We start from the raw sequence: 16,385 nt of genomic DNA, 5'->3' as shown, positions 1-16,385 counted from the left end.
CGGAGCCGGGCCCTGGTGGGCCCGACATCGGTGAATATCGCCATCACGACCCCTTCGGCGGAACGATCTGCAGGTACATCGCCGTGAGGATCAGGTTGGCGAAGAACAGCAGGAGGAATGTCAGGACCACTCCGAGGTTGACCGCGTCGCCGACGCCCTTCGGGCCACCCTTGGGGTTCATGCCGCAGTACGAGGACACCACTCCGGCGATGAGGCCGAAGATCAACGCCTTGATGGACGACATGATGAAGTCCGGCAACTGGGCGAGGGCGCCGAAGGACATGAGGTAGGCGCCCGGGGTGCCGCCCTGCAGGAGGATGTTGAAGACGTAACCACCGGCGATGCCGACGATGGAGACCAGGCCGTTGAGCAGGACCGCGACGAGCATCATCCCCAGGACGCGGGGCACGACGAGTCGCTGGACGGGATCGATGCCGAGCACCCGCATGGCGTCCAGTTCCTCACGGATCGTCCGTGCACCCAGGTCGGCGGCGACGGCGGAGCCGGCCGCTCCCGCGATGAGCAGCGAGGTCACCAGTGGGGCCCCCTGCTGGACCACGGCGAGAACGCCCGTCGCGCCGGTGTACGCCTCGGCCCCGAGTTGCTGGACGAGCGAGCCCGTCTGCATCGCCACGACCGCCCCGAAGGGGATCGCGACCAGCGCCGACGGCAGGATCGTCACCGACGCGATGAACCACGATTGTTCGATGAACTCGCGGAACTGGAACGGCCTCCTGAAAATCCCTCGAATCACCTCGAGGAACAGACGGAACACCTTTCCCGCCTCGCCGACCGCGCTCCGGACGCCACCTCCCACGTCCGCCGGAGACACACCGGACCTCACCTCGGGTTGCTGACCAGCACCCTCCGCCATCTACTTCCCCCCGACCTCTCCGGTGTCCTCAGTTCTCGTTGGACCCGTAGTGGTCGTCGATGCCCGTCGTCGTGTTGTCCCCCGCGCCCACGGTGGTGGCCGCAGCGGTCGCGGTCGCGGCATGCTTGCCGTTGCCGCCGTGCCCACGGGCCGCCCACTCCGCCCGGATGGCCTCCTGCGCGCCGACGGGGAGTGTGTCCATCATCTCGGCCACCCGCTTCTCCCGACGGATCTCACCCTTGCGCTCCGGACCGCCGGGGGTCGGCTGCATCTGGGGCGGGACCCCCGTCACCTCGTCCTCGCCCGGGGAGCCGTCATTGTGCCCGGCATCGGCGTGCGCCTGCTCCTCGCGCATCTGCGCGTCGTCCTTCTCCTCGGACATGCCGATCGGGCCCAGCTTGGATCCCCGGAGGAACTGACGGACCGAGGGTTCCTCGCTGGTGAGCAGGACCTCGCGCGGACCGAACATGACGAGCTTCTTGCGGTAGAGCATGCCCAGGTTGTCCGGGACGGTGCGGGCCAGGTTGATGTTGTGCGTGACGATGAGAATGGTGGCGTCGATCTGCGCGTTGATGTCGATCAACAGCTGGGCGAGGTAGGTGGTGCGAACCGGGTCCAGACCCGAGTCGGGCTCGTCGACCAGGATGATCTCGGGGTCCAGCACGAGGGCGCGGGCGAGGCCGGCGCGCTTGCGCATGCCGCCGGAGATCTCTCCGGGGAGCTTGCCCTCGGCGCCGGTGAGACCGGTGAGCTCGAGCTTCTCCATGACGACGTCGCGGATCTCGCGCTCGGACTTACGCGTGTGCTCCCGCAGCGGGAACGCCACGTTGTCGTAGAGGTCCATCGACCCGAAGAGCGCGCCGTCCTGGAACAGGACGCCGAACAGCTTGCGGATCTCGTAGAGCTCCTTGGCGGTGCACTGCAGGATGTCCGTGCCGTCGATGATGATCTGGCCGCGTTCTGGGCGCAGCAGACCGATGAGCGACTTGAGGAACACCGACTTGCCGGTGCCGGACGGACCCAGGAGCGCGCTCACCTCCCCCTCGGGAAGGGTGAACGAGACGTCCTCCCAGATCTTCTGCGATCCGAAGGATTTGGTCAGTCCCTCGACAGATATCTCGATACCCACGACACCACTCCTCACTGCAGCCATCATCTGTGGCCACGGTCACTGTAAACTACCGCTCCGAGGGAGTGCTTCGTTACATACCGATAAGTAATGTATCGCAACGAACCTGGCGCGACCGACCTGCCGAAATGCCGGAGGGCGGCCCGGCGACATCGCCGGACCGCCCTCGCGGAATCGTGGTGCGTCAGCTCACTTGAGCGAGACCTTTGCACCGGCCTCCTCGAGCTTGGCCTTGGCGGCCTCGGCGGCCTCCTTGTCGGCCTTCTCGATGATCGCCTTGGGGGCGGACTCGACGAGGTCCTTGGCCTCCTTGAGGCCCAGGCCCGAGACGATCTCGCGGACGACCTTGATCACGCCGATCTTCTTCTCGCCGGCCGACTCGAGGACGACGTCGAACTCGTCCTGCTCGGCGGCGGCCTCGGCACCGGCAGCCGGGGCGCCGGCGGCCGCGACGGCGACCGGAGCGGCCGCGGTGACCTCGAAGGTGTCCTCGAACAGCTTCACGAACTCGGAGAGCTCGAGAAGAGTCATCTCCTTGAAGGCCTCGAGCAGCTCGTCGTTGCTGAGCTTCGCCATGGTGGCGTCCTTTCTGTTGGTCCCGGCGCCGTCACGCGGCCCGGAAACGTGTGGGGTGTGTCAGTTCTTCTCGTCCTGGAGCGCCGCGAACAGACGTGCCAGCTGCGAGGCGGGCGCGTTGAACAGGCCGGCGGCCTTGGCCTGGTTGCCCTTGAGGGCCCCGGCCATCTTCGCGAGGAGGACCTCGCGGGACTCGAGCTCGGCGATCTTGTCGAGTTCGGCGGCGGACAGCGTGGCGCCGTCCATCACCCCGCCCTTGACGATGAGCGCCTTGTTGTCCTTGGTGAAGGTCTTGAGCGCCTTGGCGGCGTCCACGACCTCACCGGTGACGAACGCGATGGCGGTGGGGCCGGTCAGGAGGTCGTCGAGACCCTCGACGCCGGCTTCCTTCGCCGCACGCTTGACCAGGGTGTTCTTGGCCACGGTGTACGTGGCGGACTCACCCAGCGCCTTGCGCAGTGCGGTGACCTGCGGAACGGAGAGTCCGCGGTACTCGGTGACCACGGCCGTGGTGGAGTTCTGGAAGTGCTCCTTGATCTCCTCGACGGCCTGGACCTTTGCGGGCTTTGCCATGTTTCGCCTCCTCTCTGCTTCTCACTGCCGAGAAATGCACGAACGCCCCGGGCGCAGGCGGCACGGGGCGTGGAGGAGGCGAGCTCGGTGGCTCGCGGTGTCCTACACTGACCGGCGTTCTCCTGCGCGGGCCGTCCGGGCGCTCCCGGACCCTTCGACCGTCCCCGGCGGGAACGGTGACCTGCGGTCTTCGGTGAAACTTGATCAGGTGCCCGACGGACGGATCCGGCGAGCGTTCAAACTTCCCCATCAGGGTATAGGCGACGGGCCGCCCCCGCCAAATCGACGGCCGACCGAGGAATGGCGGGTCGGGCGCGTTTCTGACACTGTGGTGCCGTGCCTCCCGCCTCGTCCCGCGTCGCCGTCGTCTACAACCCCATCAAGACCGGGGTGGACGAGGTCCGTCGCCGCACCGTGGAGAGGGCGGCCCTGCACGGGTGGACCGATCCGGTGTTCTACGAGACCACCGAGGCCGATCCGGGGGTCGGTCAGGCCGCGGAGGCCGCCGCCGGCGGAGTCGGCCTGGTGATCGCCTGCGGAGGGGACGGCACCGTGCGGTCGGTCGCGCAGGGACTGGTCGGGACCGGGATCCCCATGGGTGTGGTCCCCCTCGGGACGGGCAACCTGCTCGCCCGGAACCTGGACATCCCGTTGGACGACGTCGACCGTGCACTGCGCGTGGCGATGAGTGGTCGGAGCCGGGGAATCGATCTCGGAATGGTCCGGTACACCGACGGCGAGGGGCACGCGCACGACGACGTCTTCCTCGTCATGCTCGGCGCCGGGATGGACGCGGACATGATCGCCGGTACCCATGACGGCCTCAAGGCCCGGGTCGGCTGGCTCGCCTACGTCGGCGCCTTCGCCAACACGCTGCTCCGGGGGCACAGGATCAAGGTCGAGTACTCGCTCGACGACGGACCGGAGATCCACACCCGTGCCCGGACACTGCTCGTGGCCAACTGCGGGATGCTCCAGGCGGGGATGATCCTCCTGCCCGACGCCGTGATCGACGACGGACTTCTCGACGTGTTGGCGCTGCGGGCCAAGGGCGCCCTCGGATGGGCCCAGGCCGGCGCGGTCCTGGTCCACCACACGTTCCAACATCAACTCGCCCCCGTCCTGCGGAGGGGATCCTCCCGCGGGGAGGGCAAGGAGCGCCACGAGACCCGGCCGCTGGACTTCCGGCAGGGCGAGGCGGTCTCGGCCCGGATCCTGGAGAAGCCCGCGTCGTTCCAGATCGACGGCGAGGAGTGCGGGACCGTCACCGAGTTCTCGGCGTGGATCAAGCGTCGCGGTCTGACCGTGCGGGTCGCGCACTGAACTCCCCGGCGTCGCGTCGCGGTGGCCGTCGGCGGGCGCCAGAGTGCGCACCGGAGCACGCACCAGGAAGGGAGACAGGGGTTGGAACCCACGACGGAGGGCCGGCACCGGGTCGGCGCGCTGGCCGGGATGCTGGTGCTGGAACTGGGGACCCTCATCGCAGGGCCTTTCGCCGGCCGACTACTGGGCGACATGGGAGCGCGGGTCGTCAAGATCGAGGACCCCGGCCGTCCGGACCCGCTGCGCACGTGGGGACAGGGCGAGCGCGACGGTCGCCGCCACTTCTGGACCGTCCACGCGCGCAACAAGGAGTCGATCACCCTCGACCTGCGTTGCCCGGACGGTGCCGCGCTCTTCCTCGATCTCGTCGCCCGCGCCGACGTCGTGGTGGAGAACTTCCGCCCGGGCACCCTGGAGAAATGGGGACTGGGGCCGGACAGACTCCACGCGGTCAACCCCGGCCTGGTGATCGGCCGGGTATCCGGATACGGCCAGACCGGCCCCCAGGCCACCCGCGCCGGGTACGCCTCCGTCGCCGAGGGGGTCTCGGGTCTACGCCACCTCAACGGCTTCCCCGACATGCCTCCGCCGCGAATGGCCCTGTCCCTCGGCGACACCCTGGGAGGCATGTTCGCCGTCCAGGGGATCCTCGCAGCGCTGCTGGCCCGCACCACTACCGGCCGCGGCCAGGTCGTGGACGTCGCGCTGACGGAGTCGTGCCTGGCGGTCCAGGAATCGGTGATCCCCGACTTCGACGCGGCGGGCGTGGTGCGCGGCCCGTCCGGCACCCGGTTGGAGGGGATCGCCCCGTCTAACCTCTACCGCGCCTCGGACGGGGTGTGGGTGATCATCGCGGCCAATCAGGACACCGTGTTCCGGCGGTTGTGCGGCGCGATGGGGCGTCCCGGGCTCGCGCAGGACCCGCGCTTCGTCGACCACTCCGCGCGCGGGGTGCACCAGGATCAGATCGACGGGATCATCGCCGACTGGGCCGCAGAGCGCACGGCCGAGGAGATCGCCTCCGTCCTGGAGGCGGCCGGCGTCGTGGTGGGTCCGGTCAACACCGTCGCGGACGTGGTCCGGGACGAGCAGTTCCTCGCACGCGACATGCTCGTGCCCCACACCGTGCCCGGGGTCGACGACACGGTCCTCGGCCCCGGGGTCGTGCCCGTCCTGGGGGCCACCCCCGGGTCGGTGCGGCGCGGTGGGACGCCCGAGCCGGGCTTCGACAACGACGCCGTCTACCGCGACCTGCTCGGCCTGGACGACGCGTGCCTGGCCGAGCTGGCCGACTCGGGCGTGATCTGACCCGACCGGACGAGGGCGGACAGGATCAGCCGGCGGGCACGATCAGCCGGCGGGCAGGGTCCAGTCGAACCGGCGGCCGTTGCCGTGCGCTCCCGCGGCAGCACGCGAGCGCGAGTCCTCCCCCAACTCGGCGAGCATCCGGTCCGAGGTCTCGACGACCGCGTGGAAGCGGCCGGGGTCAAGCCAGTCGGGTCGCAGCGCGAAGAGGACGTCCTCGGTGGCCGTGTTGCCCGAGGCGCCGGGAGCGAACGGGCAGCCGCCGAGGCCGCCGAGCGCCGAGTCCACCATCCGCGCGCCCGCGTCGACCGCGGCCAGCGTGTTGGCCACGCCCATCCCCCACGTGTCATGGCCGTGGAAGCCGATCCGGCGGTCGCCCGCCGGTTCGACGACGGCGGCGACGAGGTCCCGGACCTGACGCGGGTGGGCGTGACCGAGCGTGTCCGCCAGGACCACGTCGACGGCACCCTCACCGCGCGGGTCGGCGACCAGCCGCAGCACCCGCTCCGGATCGACGGGGCCCGTGACGGGGCAGGTGAACGCGGTCGCCAGGCAGAGCTGGACCGTCCCGCCCACCGAGGCGGCGGCCTCCACCGCCTCGGGCAGCGCCGCCATACTCGTTTCGGTGTCGCGACCGATGTTGGCGGCGTTGTGCTCGTCGGTGACCGACAGGCAGTACTGGAAGCGGCGGACACCGGCATCGGCCGCGCGGCGGACGTGACCCGGAGTGGCCACCCACACCCAGCAGCGACTCCGCTCGTCCTCATCCAGGGCCGCGACGACGTCGAGCGTGTCCGCCAGCGCCGGGACGAGGTCCGGCCGGGCCATGGACCCCACCTCGAGTTCCGGAACACCGAGCCCGAGCAGGGTCCGCACGAGCGTCACCTTGGTCTCGGTGGACAGTCGACCGTCGGTGAGCTGCAGTCCGTCGCGCAGGGCCACGTCGCGGACGGTGACCTGGCTCGTGCGGTGGCTGACCATGGGGACATCCTCCCCTACTCGGGCGCTGTGGGTGGAGCACGGGCGCTCTACCCGAGGGGGTACTCCCGGCTGACGCCGGCGCCCGCGACGCGGGCAACCAAGGAGGTCGTGCCGTCCCAGCTGCCCGCCGCGACCGAGGCCGACGAACCGACGGGGATCGTCACCGGCCCGGCCGTGCGGACGATGTAGTCGCGTTCGACATCGCGCCGCCGGACCGCGATCTCCGCGGACCCGTCCGACCCCTCACCGCGGAGGGAGAACACGACGTCCCCCTCCGTCCGCCGCGCGACGGAGGCGACCGTACCCGGCGACAGGAGAACCCCCGATGCCCTACTCTCCACCGACCAGTCCGCCTGCTCCTCGGCGACGGCCAGCTCAGGCTCGACCGGGGCGGTGCCGCTCAAGCTGAGCTCGCGCTGGTCTGCCGAGACCGCGACGGTGGCGGTGTGACCGGAGGCCAACGAGATCCCGTCGACCTCGTTGGTCCAGCCGTCACCGAAGAGCGTGACGTCCCAGTCCTGCGCCGGCCCGGACCCGACGTTGGCCATCCTGATGTCGAACGCGGTGGCTGCGGGGAGAACCGCTGCGAGAGTGTCCATGGTGCTGACGAAGTCGAGCGACTTCAGCCCCGGGACGGGATCGCCGGCCGGCGTCGTGATGAGGACATCGGGCTTGTCCCGGGACACATCGCCGGCGCCCGGATTCCTCTTGATCATCACCGTTACGGAGTCGTCTCCGGCGCCGGCGCAGACCGGACACTCGTGGATCTGCGTGGTCGCCTGCAGCGGGGTCAGGTGCAGCCGGTTGTCGCGCGACCCGACGTACAGGTAAGCGGGCTCAGAGGGATTGGTGGCGGTGGTGTAGTACCAGGAATCGGCCAGCGGATCGGTGACGAAGATCTTCTCCACGCCGGGGAAGTTGTTGTCATACACGACGATTCCGATCCGTCCTGCCCCCAGGTCCCGCAGGGCGATGGGGGTGACGGCGTGACCGCCCGCGCCGTCGGCGTTGAAGAACGAGAGGATGAAGTTGTCGCCACGTGCCCACGCGGACACCAGCTTCCGCACTGTGTGGCTGACCGAGTTCTCCGTGGTCGCGGTGCTGCTGGGGCTCGAGATCTGGGCCGCCCAGTAGCGGGAGATCAGGCGGTCGAGCTCGTCGGAGGGCTGCGCTTCGAAGACGGTCTGACCGTGCGGAAGATAGCGGGCTTTGTCGAGGCCGCCGGTGTGGAAAAGACCCGCCAGCGCGGCCATCCCGTAGCAGTGTCCGCCCGCGGCCATCTCGTTCGCCGTGGACTCGAGCGCGGCCCCGGGAGCGCTCAGCACGCAGTCGCCGTTGACGATCCGCGCGCAGATGTCGTCGCCGAACAGGGACTGCATGGCGGCGGGTGTCAGGCTGCGTCGATGAACGTCACTACCGGGACCCCAGTTATCGAAGGAGAACCCGTCACGCAGCACGTCGAAGCCACTGGTGGCGATCAGTCGTCCGCTGCGGGGGTCAACCGGATCGTAGGTGGGTTCCGGCGCAGACGACTCCGACCCCGAGGAGAGCGACGTACTCCCGGACGCCAGTGAGCCGCCGGCACGATCCGTCAGTGGAATCGCCCCGGCAGCTGCCGGGGAAGCGGTCAGCAGCAGGACGAGCAGGATCGACAGGTACCGCGTGAGCATGACGCCTCCCAGTGGCCGCGGACGCGAGGGGGCGACCGCTGGAGAGGATGAGACTACCCGTCACTTGGGTGATTCTCAGTCTTTTTGCGCGGACCTCGCACGCGGCCACCGGGCCTCAGCCGCCCCGGGGGACATGCCGCAGGGCCCGCGCCGGAAACCGGACGCGGGCCCTGCAGGCGGGAGATCAACTCACTGGGAGTCGGTGCCCGCCTCGAGGAGCTTGGAGATCGCCGAGGGATCGACCGGGATGCCGGGGCCGGTCGTGGAGGACACGGTGATCTTCTGCAGGTACCGGCCCTTGGAGGAGGACGGCTTGAGTCGCATGACCTCGTCGATCGCGGCCTGGTAGTTCTCCGTGAGCTGCTCGGTGGAGAACGATGCCTTGCCCACGATGAAGTGCAGGTTGTTGGCCTTGTCGGTGCGGAAGGTGACCTTGCCGCCCTTGATGTCGCTGACGGCCTTGGTCACGTCCATGGTGACGGTGCCCGTCTTGGGGTTGGGCATGAGGCCACGCGGTCCGAGCACGCGGGCCACACGGCCGACCTTGGCCATCTGGTCCGGGGTGGCGATCGCCGCATCGAAGTCGAGCCAGCCGCCCTGGATCCGCTCGATGAGGTCGTCGGAGCCCACGACGTCAGCACCGGCGGCCTCGGCCTCGGTGGCCTTCTCGCCCGCGGCGAAGACGATGACGCGGGCGGTCTTACCGGTGCCGTTCGGAAGATTGACGGTGCCACGGACCATCTGGTCCGCCTTGCGGGAGTCGACGCCAAGTCGCATGGCGACCTCGACGGTGGCGTCCATCTTCGTCGAGGAGGTGTCCTTGGCCAGGGCCAGGGCATCCAGAGGCGAGTACAGCTTGGTGCGGTCGACCTTCTCAGCTGCGGCCTTGTAGGCCTTGCTGTTCTTGCTCATGAGATTTCCATTCCTGTCGCATGGTTACCGCGACGGTCGGGTGTGGTGCGGGCCTGAGCTGCCCTCCCACGGTGATGTGTGGTGGTGGAGGTCAGGCCTCGACCGTGATGCCCATGGAGCGGGCGGTGCCGGCGATGATCTTCGCGGCCTGGTCGACGTCGTTGGCGTTGAGGTCTTCCATCTTGGTCTGGGCGATCTCGCGGATCTGGTCCATGGAGACCTTGCCGACCTTCGCGGAGTGCGGCGTGCCCGACCCCTTCTGCAGGCCCGCGGCCTTGAGCAGGAGCTTGGCGGCCGGCGGCGTCTTGAGCTTGAAGTCGAACGAACGGTCCTCGTAGACCGTGATCTCGACCGGCACGACGTTTCCGCGCTGGTTCTCGGTGGCGGCGTTGTAGGCCTTGCAGAACTCCATGATGTTCACACCATGGGCACCCAGAGCCGGGCCGACGGGCGGTGCCGGGTTGGCTGCGCCGGCGTTGATCTGGAGCTTGATCAGCCCTGAGACCTTCTTCTTCTTGGGAGGCATCGTCTTCCTCAGTCTTCCTGATTCTTCGACTGGATCTCGGCTCCACGCTGTACACGTGGGAGGCCGACTGTCGTGTGCGCGCACGCGCAACCTTGGCGATTCTACGCGCGGGATCGGGTTGATCCCTAATCGCGGCGGAAAGCACGGAACCCGCCCCGCGCGGTGTGCGCGGGGCGGGCCGTCGGCGTGACCGGGTGCGTCAGTCGATCTTCTCGACCTGCGAGAATCCCAGTTCGACCGGCGTCTCGCGGCCGAAGATGGAGACGAGCACCTTGAGCTTCTGCGAGGTCGGATCGACCTCCGAGATGCTGGCGGGCAGAGTGGCGAACGGGCCGTCCATGACGGTGACCGACTCGCCGACCGTGAACTCCACCTCGACGGCCTGCGGGACCAGTCCACCCTCGGCCTCTCCGCCGGGGGCGGCGGCCTTCTTCTCCGGCTTGGGGGCCAGGAACTTGGCCACGTCGCTCAGCGAGAGCGGGGTGGGCGCACCGGCCGCGCCCCCGGTCGCGCTGACGAATCCGGTGACACCGGGGGTGTTACGGACGACGCCCCACGACTCGTCGTCCAGGTCCATGCGGACCAGCACGTAACCGGGAAGGACCTTACGGTTGGCGACCTTCTTCTGGCCGTTCTTGACCTCGGTGTACTCCTCGATCGGGACTTCGACCTGATAGATCTTGTCCTCGGCCCCGAGGGTGACCGCACGCGTCTCCAGGTTGGCCTTGACCTTGTTCTCGTACCCCGCGTACGAGTGGATGACGAACCAGTCGCCCGGGAGCTTGCGGAGCTGACGCTTGAAGGCGATGACCGGGTCGATCGCGGGCGCAGCCTCCTCGGCGGAGGCCTCGGTCGCGTCGGTCGCCTCTGACTCGTCGGACGCCTCGGCCTCGTCGGCAGCCTCTGACTCGTCGGCGCCCGCGACGGCGTCGATCGCATCCGCCACGGCCTCTGCGGTCGGCGGGACCGCCGCGTCGGAGGGATCCGCCGACGTGTCACCGAGCACCGCGTCCGCCTCGGTCTCGGCCTGCTCGGCGGCGGCCGGGCTCTGCTCGACGTCCTCGGACTCGGGGCTCTGCTCGATGTCGCTCACGGAAAATGCGGTCCTCTCGAAGTTCGGCGGTCCGGTTCTCGCCCCGGACCTCCAGCGGCGGGTGTCAGCGGTCGAAGACGAGCTCGACGAGCTTGCCCGCGCCGAAGTCGACGCCGGAGACCAGCGCGGTCATGAAGATCAGGAACAGGAACACCACGATGGTGTAGGTGACCATCTGGTTGCGCGTCGGCCAGATGACCTTACGCAGTTCCTCGACGACCTGCCCGATGTACTGGAACGGGTTGGCGCGGCTGTTCCGCGTGTCCTCCGCGGTGTCCGCATCGGTGCGGACACGACTGGCGACGGTGGTGTCGCCCCGGCCGGCTTTGCCGGTCGGAACAGGGGCACCGGTGGGGACGGCCGCGCCGTCGGAACCGCGCGCGCCGCTGGTGTCGTCGTCGCGATCCTGACTCACGCGGTACCTCCGGGTCGACTGTGGCTGGCGGGAAGGGCAGGGGCGACAGGACTTGAACCTGCAACCTGCGGTTTTGGAGACCGCTGCTCTGCCAATTGAGCTACGCCCCTTCGGCCGGTCTCCCGGCCACCCGTGCCGTCTCGCGAACCGCGGACCGCACGAACGCCTCGACTCTACAGTGTCGGCGGCTGCCTGAGGCAGCGTGGGCCGCGACCGCGGGCGGTCGGGCGTCGCAAGTGTACGACAGCCCCGGCAGTGGCCCTAAATCGCGACGGTGACGATCGCCTTGCCGAACACCTTGGCCCCGCCGCAGGTCACGGCGAGTCCGACATCTGCCGTGGAGCCGTCGCCTGAGATCTTCTTCACCGCACCGTCCACCACCAGCACGGCCGGGGCGTCGGCGGGCACCACCACCGGACCGGCGAACCGGATGGAGGTGGCCACCACCCGGTCCGCTCCCCCGGCCCACTCGGCCACGACCCCGATCGCCAGTGCCGAGGTGAGCATCCCGTGCGCGACCACTCCGGGCAGCCCGAGCGCGCGGGCGGCGTCGTCGTCCAGGTGGATGGGGTTGTGGTCACCTGACGCGTCCGCGTACCGGCGGAGGTCCTCGCGCGTGATCTCCAGGCTGCGGGCGCCGATCGGCTCGCCCGGCTCCGGTCGCCTCGTCGTCATCGGATCGCCCGTCGTCGGATCGCCTGTCGTCATCCTTCGACCTCCGCGGTGAGCAGGGCACTGGACAGGGTCTGGACAGCGGTGCCGGACGGGTCGCGGAGCACCGTGTCGAACCCGATCATGCGCCCGCCGCGCGCGGACCGGACGCCGGTGACCGTCGCGGTCGCGGTGAGGACGTCACCGACGACGATGGGCCGGTGGTGTACGGACGACTGGGCGGTGTGCAGGGTGCGGGACAGGTCGATCCGCAGGTCCGGGTGCTCCATCACCGCGCGCTGGACCGGCGCCGTGAGGGCGGCGGCCAGGGTGGCCGGGGCCTGACCGGAGGGCGCGCCGACGGATTCGGCGAACCGCGCCACCACCTCGGAGGTGACGGTGACGGGGTCGCCGGTGACGACGACGACGTGGTCGTCCGCGTTGTCTGTGCTCACACCGGCCGACGCTACCCCAGCCCGTCCGCGCCAAACCGCCGATGCGGCGGGGGTAGGGCTCCTACGGTGGGGATAGTCGACCAGGGAGAGCGCCCGTGAGCCAGAACGAGCAGGCAGCACACGATCGAGACGACCACGGCGTCGCGGGTGGAGGCCCCGAGGGACCCGGCCCGGTGGCGGGCCACGGCGGCTCCCACGCCACCGCCGTCGCCGCGGCCCACGGCGTGCGGACGATGTTCACGCTCTCCGGAGCGCACGTCTTCCCCATGTACGACGCGGCGGAGAAGGAGGATCACGGGATCTCGTTGCTCGACGTCCGGCACGAGCAGACCGCGGCGTTCGCCGCCGAGGCCACCGGCAAGCTCACCCGCTCCCCCGGCCTGGCGGTGCTCACCGCCGGCCCGGGCGTCACCAACGGGATCAGCGCGATCTCCCAGGCGTCGTTCTCCGGCGCCCCCATGGTGGTGCTGGGCGGTCGCGCACCCGCGGGCCGCTGGGGCACCGGCAGCCTCCAGGAGTTCGACCACGTCCCACTGGTGCGGCCGGTGACGGTGTCCGCAGAGACGGCCCGCGACACCGCCGACATCGCGGGCGCCACCCACCGCGCCTTCACGGCCGCACGCTCCGCCCATCGTGGGCCGGCGTTCCTCGACGTGCACATGGACCACTTCTTCGACCGGTGCGAATCCGTCCGACCGGGACCGGGTTCCGGGCCCACCCCGGATCGCTCCCCCGACACCGATGCGGTCGACCGGATCGCCGACCTGCTGGTGGGCGCGCAGCGGCCCGTCCTCGTGGTGGGCTCCGACGTCTGGGCGGACGGCGCCGAGCACGCCGCGCTGCGCTGCGTGGACTCCCTCGGACTGCCCGCGATCCCCAACGGCATGGGCCGGGGGATCATCCCCGCGGGGCACCCGCTCCTGGTGTCCAAGGCGCGGGGGATGGCGTTCGGGAGTGCCGACCTCGTCGTGGTGGTGGGGACCCCACTGGACTTCCGCCTGGGATACGGCGTGTTCGGGGGTAAGGACGGGGCGGACCCCGCGACGGTCGTCCACATCGCCGATTCCGAGGGCCAGCTCAGTCGACACGCGGACCCCGCCGTCGCCACGGCCGGGGACCTGGGGCGGGTTCTGGACGCACTGACCGAGGCGGTGCAGCGTCGGTCGGGGAGGCCGGACTGGAACGCGTGGACCCGGTCGCTGCGGGAGAAGGCCGATGCCACCCACGCCGCCGACCTCGAGCTGTTCGGTGCGACCGCCGATCCGATCCACCCCGCGCGAATCTACGGAGAGCTGCTACCGCGACTGGCCGAGGACGCCGTCGTGATCGGCGACGGCGGCGACTTCGTCTCCTTCGCCGGCAAGTTCATCGAACCCGCCCGACCCGGGAACTGGCTGGACCCGGGGCCGTTCGGCTGCCTCGGCGCGGGCCTGGGCGCCGCGATCGCCGCCCGGATCGCCCGGCCGTCGAGCCAGGTGGTCCTCCTGCTCGGCGACGGTGCCGCCGGATTCTCCCTGATCGACGTGGACACCCTGGTCCGTCACCACCTGCCCGTGGTGATGGTGATGGGCAACAACGGCGCGTGGGGGCTGGAGAAGGGACCGATGCAGATGCTGTACGGCTACGACGTGATCGCCGACCTCGCGCCCCGCACCCGGTACGACGAGGTGGTCAGAGCACTCGGTGGGGCGGGCGAGATGGTCACCGATCCGGCCCGGATCGGCCCCGCGCTGGACCGCGCGTTCGCCAGCGGGGTGCCGTACCTGGTCAACGTCGTGACAGACGTAGAGGCCGGGTATCCCAGGTCGACGTTCGGGGTCTGAGCGCCGGTCAGGACACGACGATCCGGTAGAGCAGCTCGGGCCGCCCGCGGCCCCCGTACCGGTGCGAGACGTCGACGGCGCCGTTGCGGTGCAGATGATCGAGATAGCGGCGCACGGTCGCGCGGGAGGCGCCGCTCGCGCGCGCGACCTCGGCGGCCGAGTGCCCGGCGCCGTCGTCCAGTGCGGCCAGGACCGCGTTCAGCGTCGGCTCGGACAAGCCCTTGGGGAGCCGCTCGGGGGCACGGTTGCCCGACGCGGTGGCCGGGCCGGCCGGGCCCGAACCGGCGGGCGCTGTACCCGAACCGGCCGGCGCCGAGGGCCCCGTCCCCGCCCCCCTCCGCAGCAGGGCGTCGATCTCCCCCTGGCCGAACGAGTCGAGCTCTGCGGGTGGCCCGGCGCCGAATTCGGAGCGGAACCGCTCCAGTCGATCCACCATCGCCGCCCTGGTGAACGGCTTGACCAGGTATCCGGCGACCTGCCCGGACAGCGCCTGCCGCACGGTGATGCGGTCCCGGAGAGAACTCACCACGATCACACTGATCGGCCGGCGGGAGATCGTCCTGATCCGGTGCAGCACCTCGATACCGCTGAACCCCGGGAGCCCGATGTCGAGCAGCACCAGGTCGATCCCGCCACCGGCCACCCACCCCACCGCCGCCTGCCCGTCGCCCACCGCGGCGGCCACGCTGAAGCCCGCTACCCCCTCCACATAGCGACTGTGGAGGCGCCGCGCCACGGGATCGTCGTCGACGATCAGGGTGCGGATGGCGCGGCTGCCCTGTCCCTCGCCCGTCATCGTCTCCTCCGCAACCGCACGGTCACCAGCGCCCCACCGGCCGGGGATCTACCCACCTCGATCTCACCGTCACGATCCCGCACGATCTGCCAGACCACCGCCAGGCCGACGCCGCGCGTCGCGCGCTCCCCACCCGGGGCCTTGGTGGAGTACCCGTGCTCCATCATCATCGGCAGCGCCTCCGGGTCCAACCCCGGCCCGTCGTCAGCTACGGCGACCTCGGTGCCGACCTCGTCCGCCAGCACCAGAACGTGGACGTGGCCCCCGGGACCCGCCGCCTCGACGGCGTTGATCACCAGGTTCGCGATCAGCGAGACGTCGTCCGCCCCGAGCTCACCTGCACTCGTCGAGGTCAGGGGGTCGATCTCGAGCACACCTCCCTGCGACCGGTACTCCGCGGCCATCTCCCCCAACACCGCGCGCAGGCGCGGGTCCTCGACACCCCCGTCGCGGGTATCCGCGCCGGTGACCGGGGCGAGCTCCGCCAGATACTCGAGCGCCGCGTCGGACTCACCGCTCTCGACGAGCCCGTACACCGCGTGGATCCGGGTCCGGAACTCATGGGTCTGCTCGCGGAGCGCCCTGGACAGCCGTCGCTGCTCTCCCAGTTCGGCGTTCTCCGCCTCCAGCCTGCGGACCCGGGCGCCGATCGCCGCTGAGACACCGGCGGCCCCGGTGAGCCCGACCACCATCGCCAGCAGCACCCAGGGCGCCATCGCCGTGAGACTGGTCCGCAGGTCGGCGGCGATCTCCGACTCGAGGACTCCGACCGATGCCGCGCCGACGACAACCCCGCCCCGGTACACGGGCACCTTGGCGCGCAGTGTCGGACCGAGGGTCCCCTCCTCGGTACCCACGAACGTTGCCCCCGCCAGGACGTCTGACGGGTCGGTCGAGACCGGCCGGCCGCGTTCGTCGGGCACAGGGTGGGTGATCCGGATCCCTCGCGCGTCGCTGATCACCACGTAGTCGACGCCGGACGCCTGCTGGATCAGCTCGGTCAGCGGTTGCAGCTCCTGCTCGGCGTCATCGCTCCCGATGGCGTCCCGCACCTGGTCGAGCTCGGCGAGGCTGCGCGCGACCGCGAGGACCCGCTCGGTCGTGGCCTCACGCACCTGCCGCTCCTGGACCCGCGCCGCGGCATAGGCCGTCAGCCCCACGCAGGTCACCACGACCGCGCACTGGATCACCAGCACCACGACGAGACGGAACCGCCGCTCGAGGAGCCACTCCGAGTATCGCGCCACCCCGCTCCTCTCCGCGTTCGTGAGCATCAATGAGCA

The 16,385-nt window shown here is 70.2% G+C and carries 17 protein-coding genes and 1 tRNA gene; 3 read left to right on the top strand and 15 right to left on the bottom strand.

Translation table 11 applies throughout. The features are described 5' to 3' along the window. Nucleotides 1–43: 43 nt before the first annotated feature. From H483_RS35425 to rplJ, 4 genes are all read right to left on the bottom strand, one after another. A complete protein-coding gene (locus H483_RS35425; RefSeq protein ID WP_017838131.1) occupies nucleotides 44–874 on the bottom strand; it encodes an ABC transporter permease in 831 nt (276 codons plus the stop codon). 28 nt (nucleotides 875–902) lie between these two features. Then, nucleotides 903–2,003 carry an ABC transporter ATP-binding protein gene (locus tag H483_RS35420; protein ID WP_017838130.1) on the bottom strand — a complete coding sequence of 367 codons (1,101 nt, stop codon included), beginning with the start codon at nucleotides 2,001–2,003 and terminating at the stop codon, nucleotides 903–905. A gap of 189 nt (nucleotides 2,004–2,192) precedes the next feature. Continuing rightward, a complete protein-coding gene (gene rplL, locus H483_RS35415) occupies nucleotides 2,193–2,579 on the bottom strand; it encodes a 50S ribosomal protein L7/L12 (protein WP_017838129.1) in 387 nt (128 codons plus the stop codon). A 60-nt stretch (nucleotides 2,580–2,639) separates the two neighbouring features. Further along, nucleotides 2,640–3,152, bottom strand: a complete 513-nt coding sequence (gene rplJ / locus H483_RS35410) for a 50S ribosomal protein L10 (protein ID WP_017838128.1) — start codon at nucleotides 3,150–3,152, stop codon at nucleotides 2,640–2,642. A 336-nt stretch (nucleotides 3,153–3,488) separates the two neighbouring features. Here rplJ and H483_RS35405 point away from each other — a divergent pair, with 336 nt between their 5' ends. After that, nucleotides 3,489–4,475: a diacylglycerol kinase family protein gene (locus H483_RS35405; RefSeq protein ID WP_017838127.1), complete on the top strand. Its 987-nt coding sequence runs from the start codon at nucleotides 3,489–3,491 to the stop codon at nucleotides 4,473–4,475. 129 nt (nucleotides 4,476–4,604) lie between these two features. Then, nucleotides 4,605–5,783: a CaiB/BaiF CoA-transferase family protein gene (locus tag H483_RS35400; RefSeq protein WP_042330195.1), complete on the top strand. Its 1,179-nt coding sequence runs from the start codon at nucleotides 4,605–4,607 to the stop codon at nucleotides 5,781–5,783. 42 nt (nucleotides 5,784–5,825) lie between these two features. Here the strand turns inward: H483_RS35400 and H483_RS35395 are convergent, their stop codons facing one another. The 9 genes from H483_RS35395 to hadA all read right to left on the bottom strand — a co-directional run bounded on the left by H483_RS35395 (nucleotide 5,826) and on the right by hadA (nucleotide 12,483). Beyond that, a complete protein-coding gene (locus tag H483_RS35395; RefSeq protein ID WP_017838125.1) occupies nucleotides 5,826–6,761 on the bottom strand; it encodes a hypothetical protein in 936 nt (311 codons plus the stop codon). A 47-nt stretch (nucleotides 6,762–6,808) separates the two neighbouring features. Next, nucleotides 6,809–8,431, bottom strand: coding sequence for a hypothetical protein (locus H483_RS35390; RefSeq protein ID WP_017838124.1), 1,623 nt, complete (start codon nucleotides 8,429–8,431; stop codon nucleotides 6,809–6,811). A 189-nt stretch (nucleotides 8,432–8,620) separates the two neighbouring features. Then, complete coding sequence (gene rplA / locus H483_RS35385) at nucleotides 8,621–9,343, bottom strand: 50S ribosomal protein L1 (protein ID WP_017838123.1); 723 nt, start codon at nucleotides 9,341–9,343, stop codon at nucleotides 8,621–8,623. Nucleotides 9,344–9,434: 91 nt separating this feature from the next. Continuing rightward, a complete protein-coding gene (gene rplK, locus H483_RS35380) occupies nucleotides 9,435–9,869 on the bottom strand; it encodes a 50S ribosomal protein L11 (RefSeq protein WP_017838122.1) in 435 nt (144 codons plus the stop codon). 199 nt (nucleotides 9,870–10,068) lie between these two features. After that, entirely contained in the window at nucleotides 10,069–10,962 is an 894-nt protein-coding gene (gene nusG / locus H483_RS35375; protein ID WP_017838121.1) for a transcription termination/antitermination protein NusG, read from the bottom strand. 64 nt (nucleotides 10,963–11,026) lie between these two features. After that, nucleotides 11,027–11,377 carry a preprotein translocase subunit SecE gene (gene secE, locus H483_RS35370; RefSeq protein WP_017838120.1) on the bottom strand — a complete coding sequence of 117 codons (351 nt, stop codon included), beginning with the start codon at nucleotides 11,375–11,377 and terminating at the stop codon, nucleotides 11,027–11,029. A 37-nt stretch (nucleotides 11,378–11,414) separates the two neighbouring features. Continuing rightward, a tRNA-Trp gene (locus H483_RS35365) sits at nucleotides 11,415–11,487 on the bottom strand. 151 nt (nucleotides 11,488–11,638) lie between these two features. After that, the gene (locus H483_RS35360) at nucleotides 11,639–12,085 is read right to left on the bottom strand and encodes a MaoC/PaaZ C-terminal domain-containing protein (RefSeq protein WP_017838119.1); all 447 of its coding nucleotides are present in this window, start codon (nucleotides 12,083–12,085) and stop codon (nucleotides 11,639–11,641) included. Next, nucleotides 12,082–12,483: a (3R)-hydroxyacyl-ACP dehydratase subunit HadA gene (hadA, locus tag H483_RS35355; RefSeq protein ID WP_017838118.1), complete on the bottom strand. Its 402-nt coding sequence runs from the start codon at nucleotides 12,481–12,483 to the stop codon at nucleotides 12,082–12,084. The genes H483_RS35360 and hadA overlap by 4 nt, the downstream gene beginning before the upstream one ends. Before the next feature lie 173 nt (nucleotides 12,484–12,656). Between hadA and H483_RS35350 the strand changes: the two genes are divergently transcribed. Continuing rightward, nucleotides 12,657–14,306 (top strand): acetolactate synthase, encoded by a 1,650-nt coding sequence (locus H483_RS35350; RefSeq protein ID WP_031265171.1) that lies wholly within the window; start codon nucleotides 12,657–12,659, stop codon nucleotides 14,304–14,306. Nucleotides 14,307–14,313: 7 nt separating this feature from the next. Here the strand turns inward: H483_RS35350 and H483_RS35345 are convergent, their stop codons facing one another. Together H483_RS35345 and H483_RS35340 are read right to left on the bottom strand one after the other, a co-directional pair. Next, complete coding sequence (locus H483_RS35345) at nucleotides 14,314–15,102, bottom strand: response regulator (protein WP_017838116.1); 789 nt, start codon at nucleotides 15,100–15,102, stop codon at nucleotides 14,314–14,316. Next, complete coding sequence (locus H483_RS35340) at nucleotides 15,099–16,376, bottom strand: ATP-binding protein (RefSeq protein WP_081615239.1); 1,278 nt, start codon at nucleotides 16,374–16,376, stop codon at nucleotides 15,099–15,101. Before H483_RS35340 ends, H483_RS35345 begins: the two co-directional genes overlap by 4 nt. Nucleotides 16,377–16,385 lie beyond the last annotated feature (9 nt).

It is taken from the genome of Dietzia sp. UCD-THP, from assembly GCF_000349585.1.
GTDB classification, from domain to species: Bacteria; Actinomycetota; Actinomycetes; order Mycobacteriales; family Mycobacteriaceae; genus Dietzia; species Dietzia natronolimnaea_A.
Note: the sequence above shows the minus strand (reverse complement) of the source record. Positions and strands in the feature narration are given on the sequence as shown.

Bases quoted from the DNA above. Each gene is read 5' to 3' on its own strand.
- H483_RS35425 (WP_017838131.1), bottom strand. From the start codon at position 874: ATGGCGGAGGGTGCTGGTCAGCAACCCGAGGTGAGGTCCGGTGTGTCT.
- rplK (WP_017838122.1), bottom strand. From the start codon at position 9,869: ATGCCTCCCAAGAAGAAGAAGGTCTCAGGGCTGATCAAGCTCCAGATC.
- rplA (WP_017838123.1), bottom strand. From the start codon at position 9,343: ATGAGCAAGAACAGCAAGGCCTACAAGGCCGCAGCTGAGAAGGTCGAC.
- rplL (WP_017838129.1), bottom strand. From the start codon at position 2,579: ATGGCGAAGCTCAGCAACGACGAGCTGCTCGAGGCCTTCAAGGAGATG.
- H483_RS35345 (WP_017838116.1), bottom strand. From the start codon at position 15,102: ATGACGGGCGAGGGACAGGGCAGCCGCGCCATCCGCACCCTGATCGTC.
- H483_RS35400 (WP_042330195.1), top strand. From the start codon at position 4,605: ATGCTGGTGCTGGAACTGGGGACCCTCATCGCAGGGCCTTTCGCCGGC.
- H483_RS35395 (WP_017838125.1), bottom strand. From the start codon at position 6,761: ATGGTCAGCCACCGCACGAGCCAGGTCACCGTCCGCGACGTGGCCCTG.
- H483_RS35360 (WP_017838119.1), bottom strand. From the start codon at position 12,085: ATGACGACAGGCGATCCGACGACGGGCGATCCGATGACGACGAGGCGA.
- H483_RS35340 (WP_081615239.1), bottom strand. From the start codon at position 16,376: ATGCTCACGAACGCGGAGAGGAGCGGGGTGGCGCGATACTCGGAGTGG.
- rplJ (WP_017838128.1), bottom strand. From the start codon at position 3,152: ATGGCAAAGCCCGCAAAGGTCCAGGCCGTCGAGGAGATCAAGGAGCAC.
- H483_RS35390 (WP_017838124.1), bottom strand. From the start codon at position 8,431: ATGCTCACGCGGTACCTGTCGATCCTGCTCGTCCTGCTGCTGACCGCT.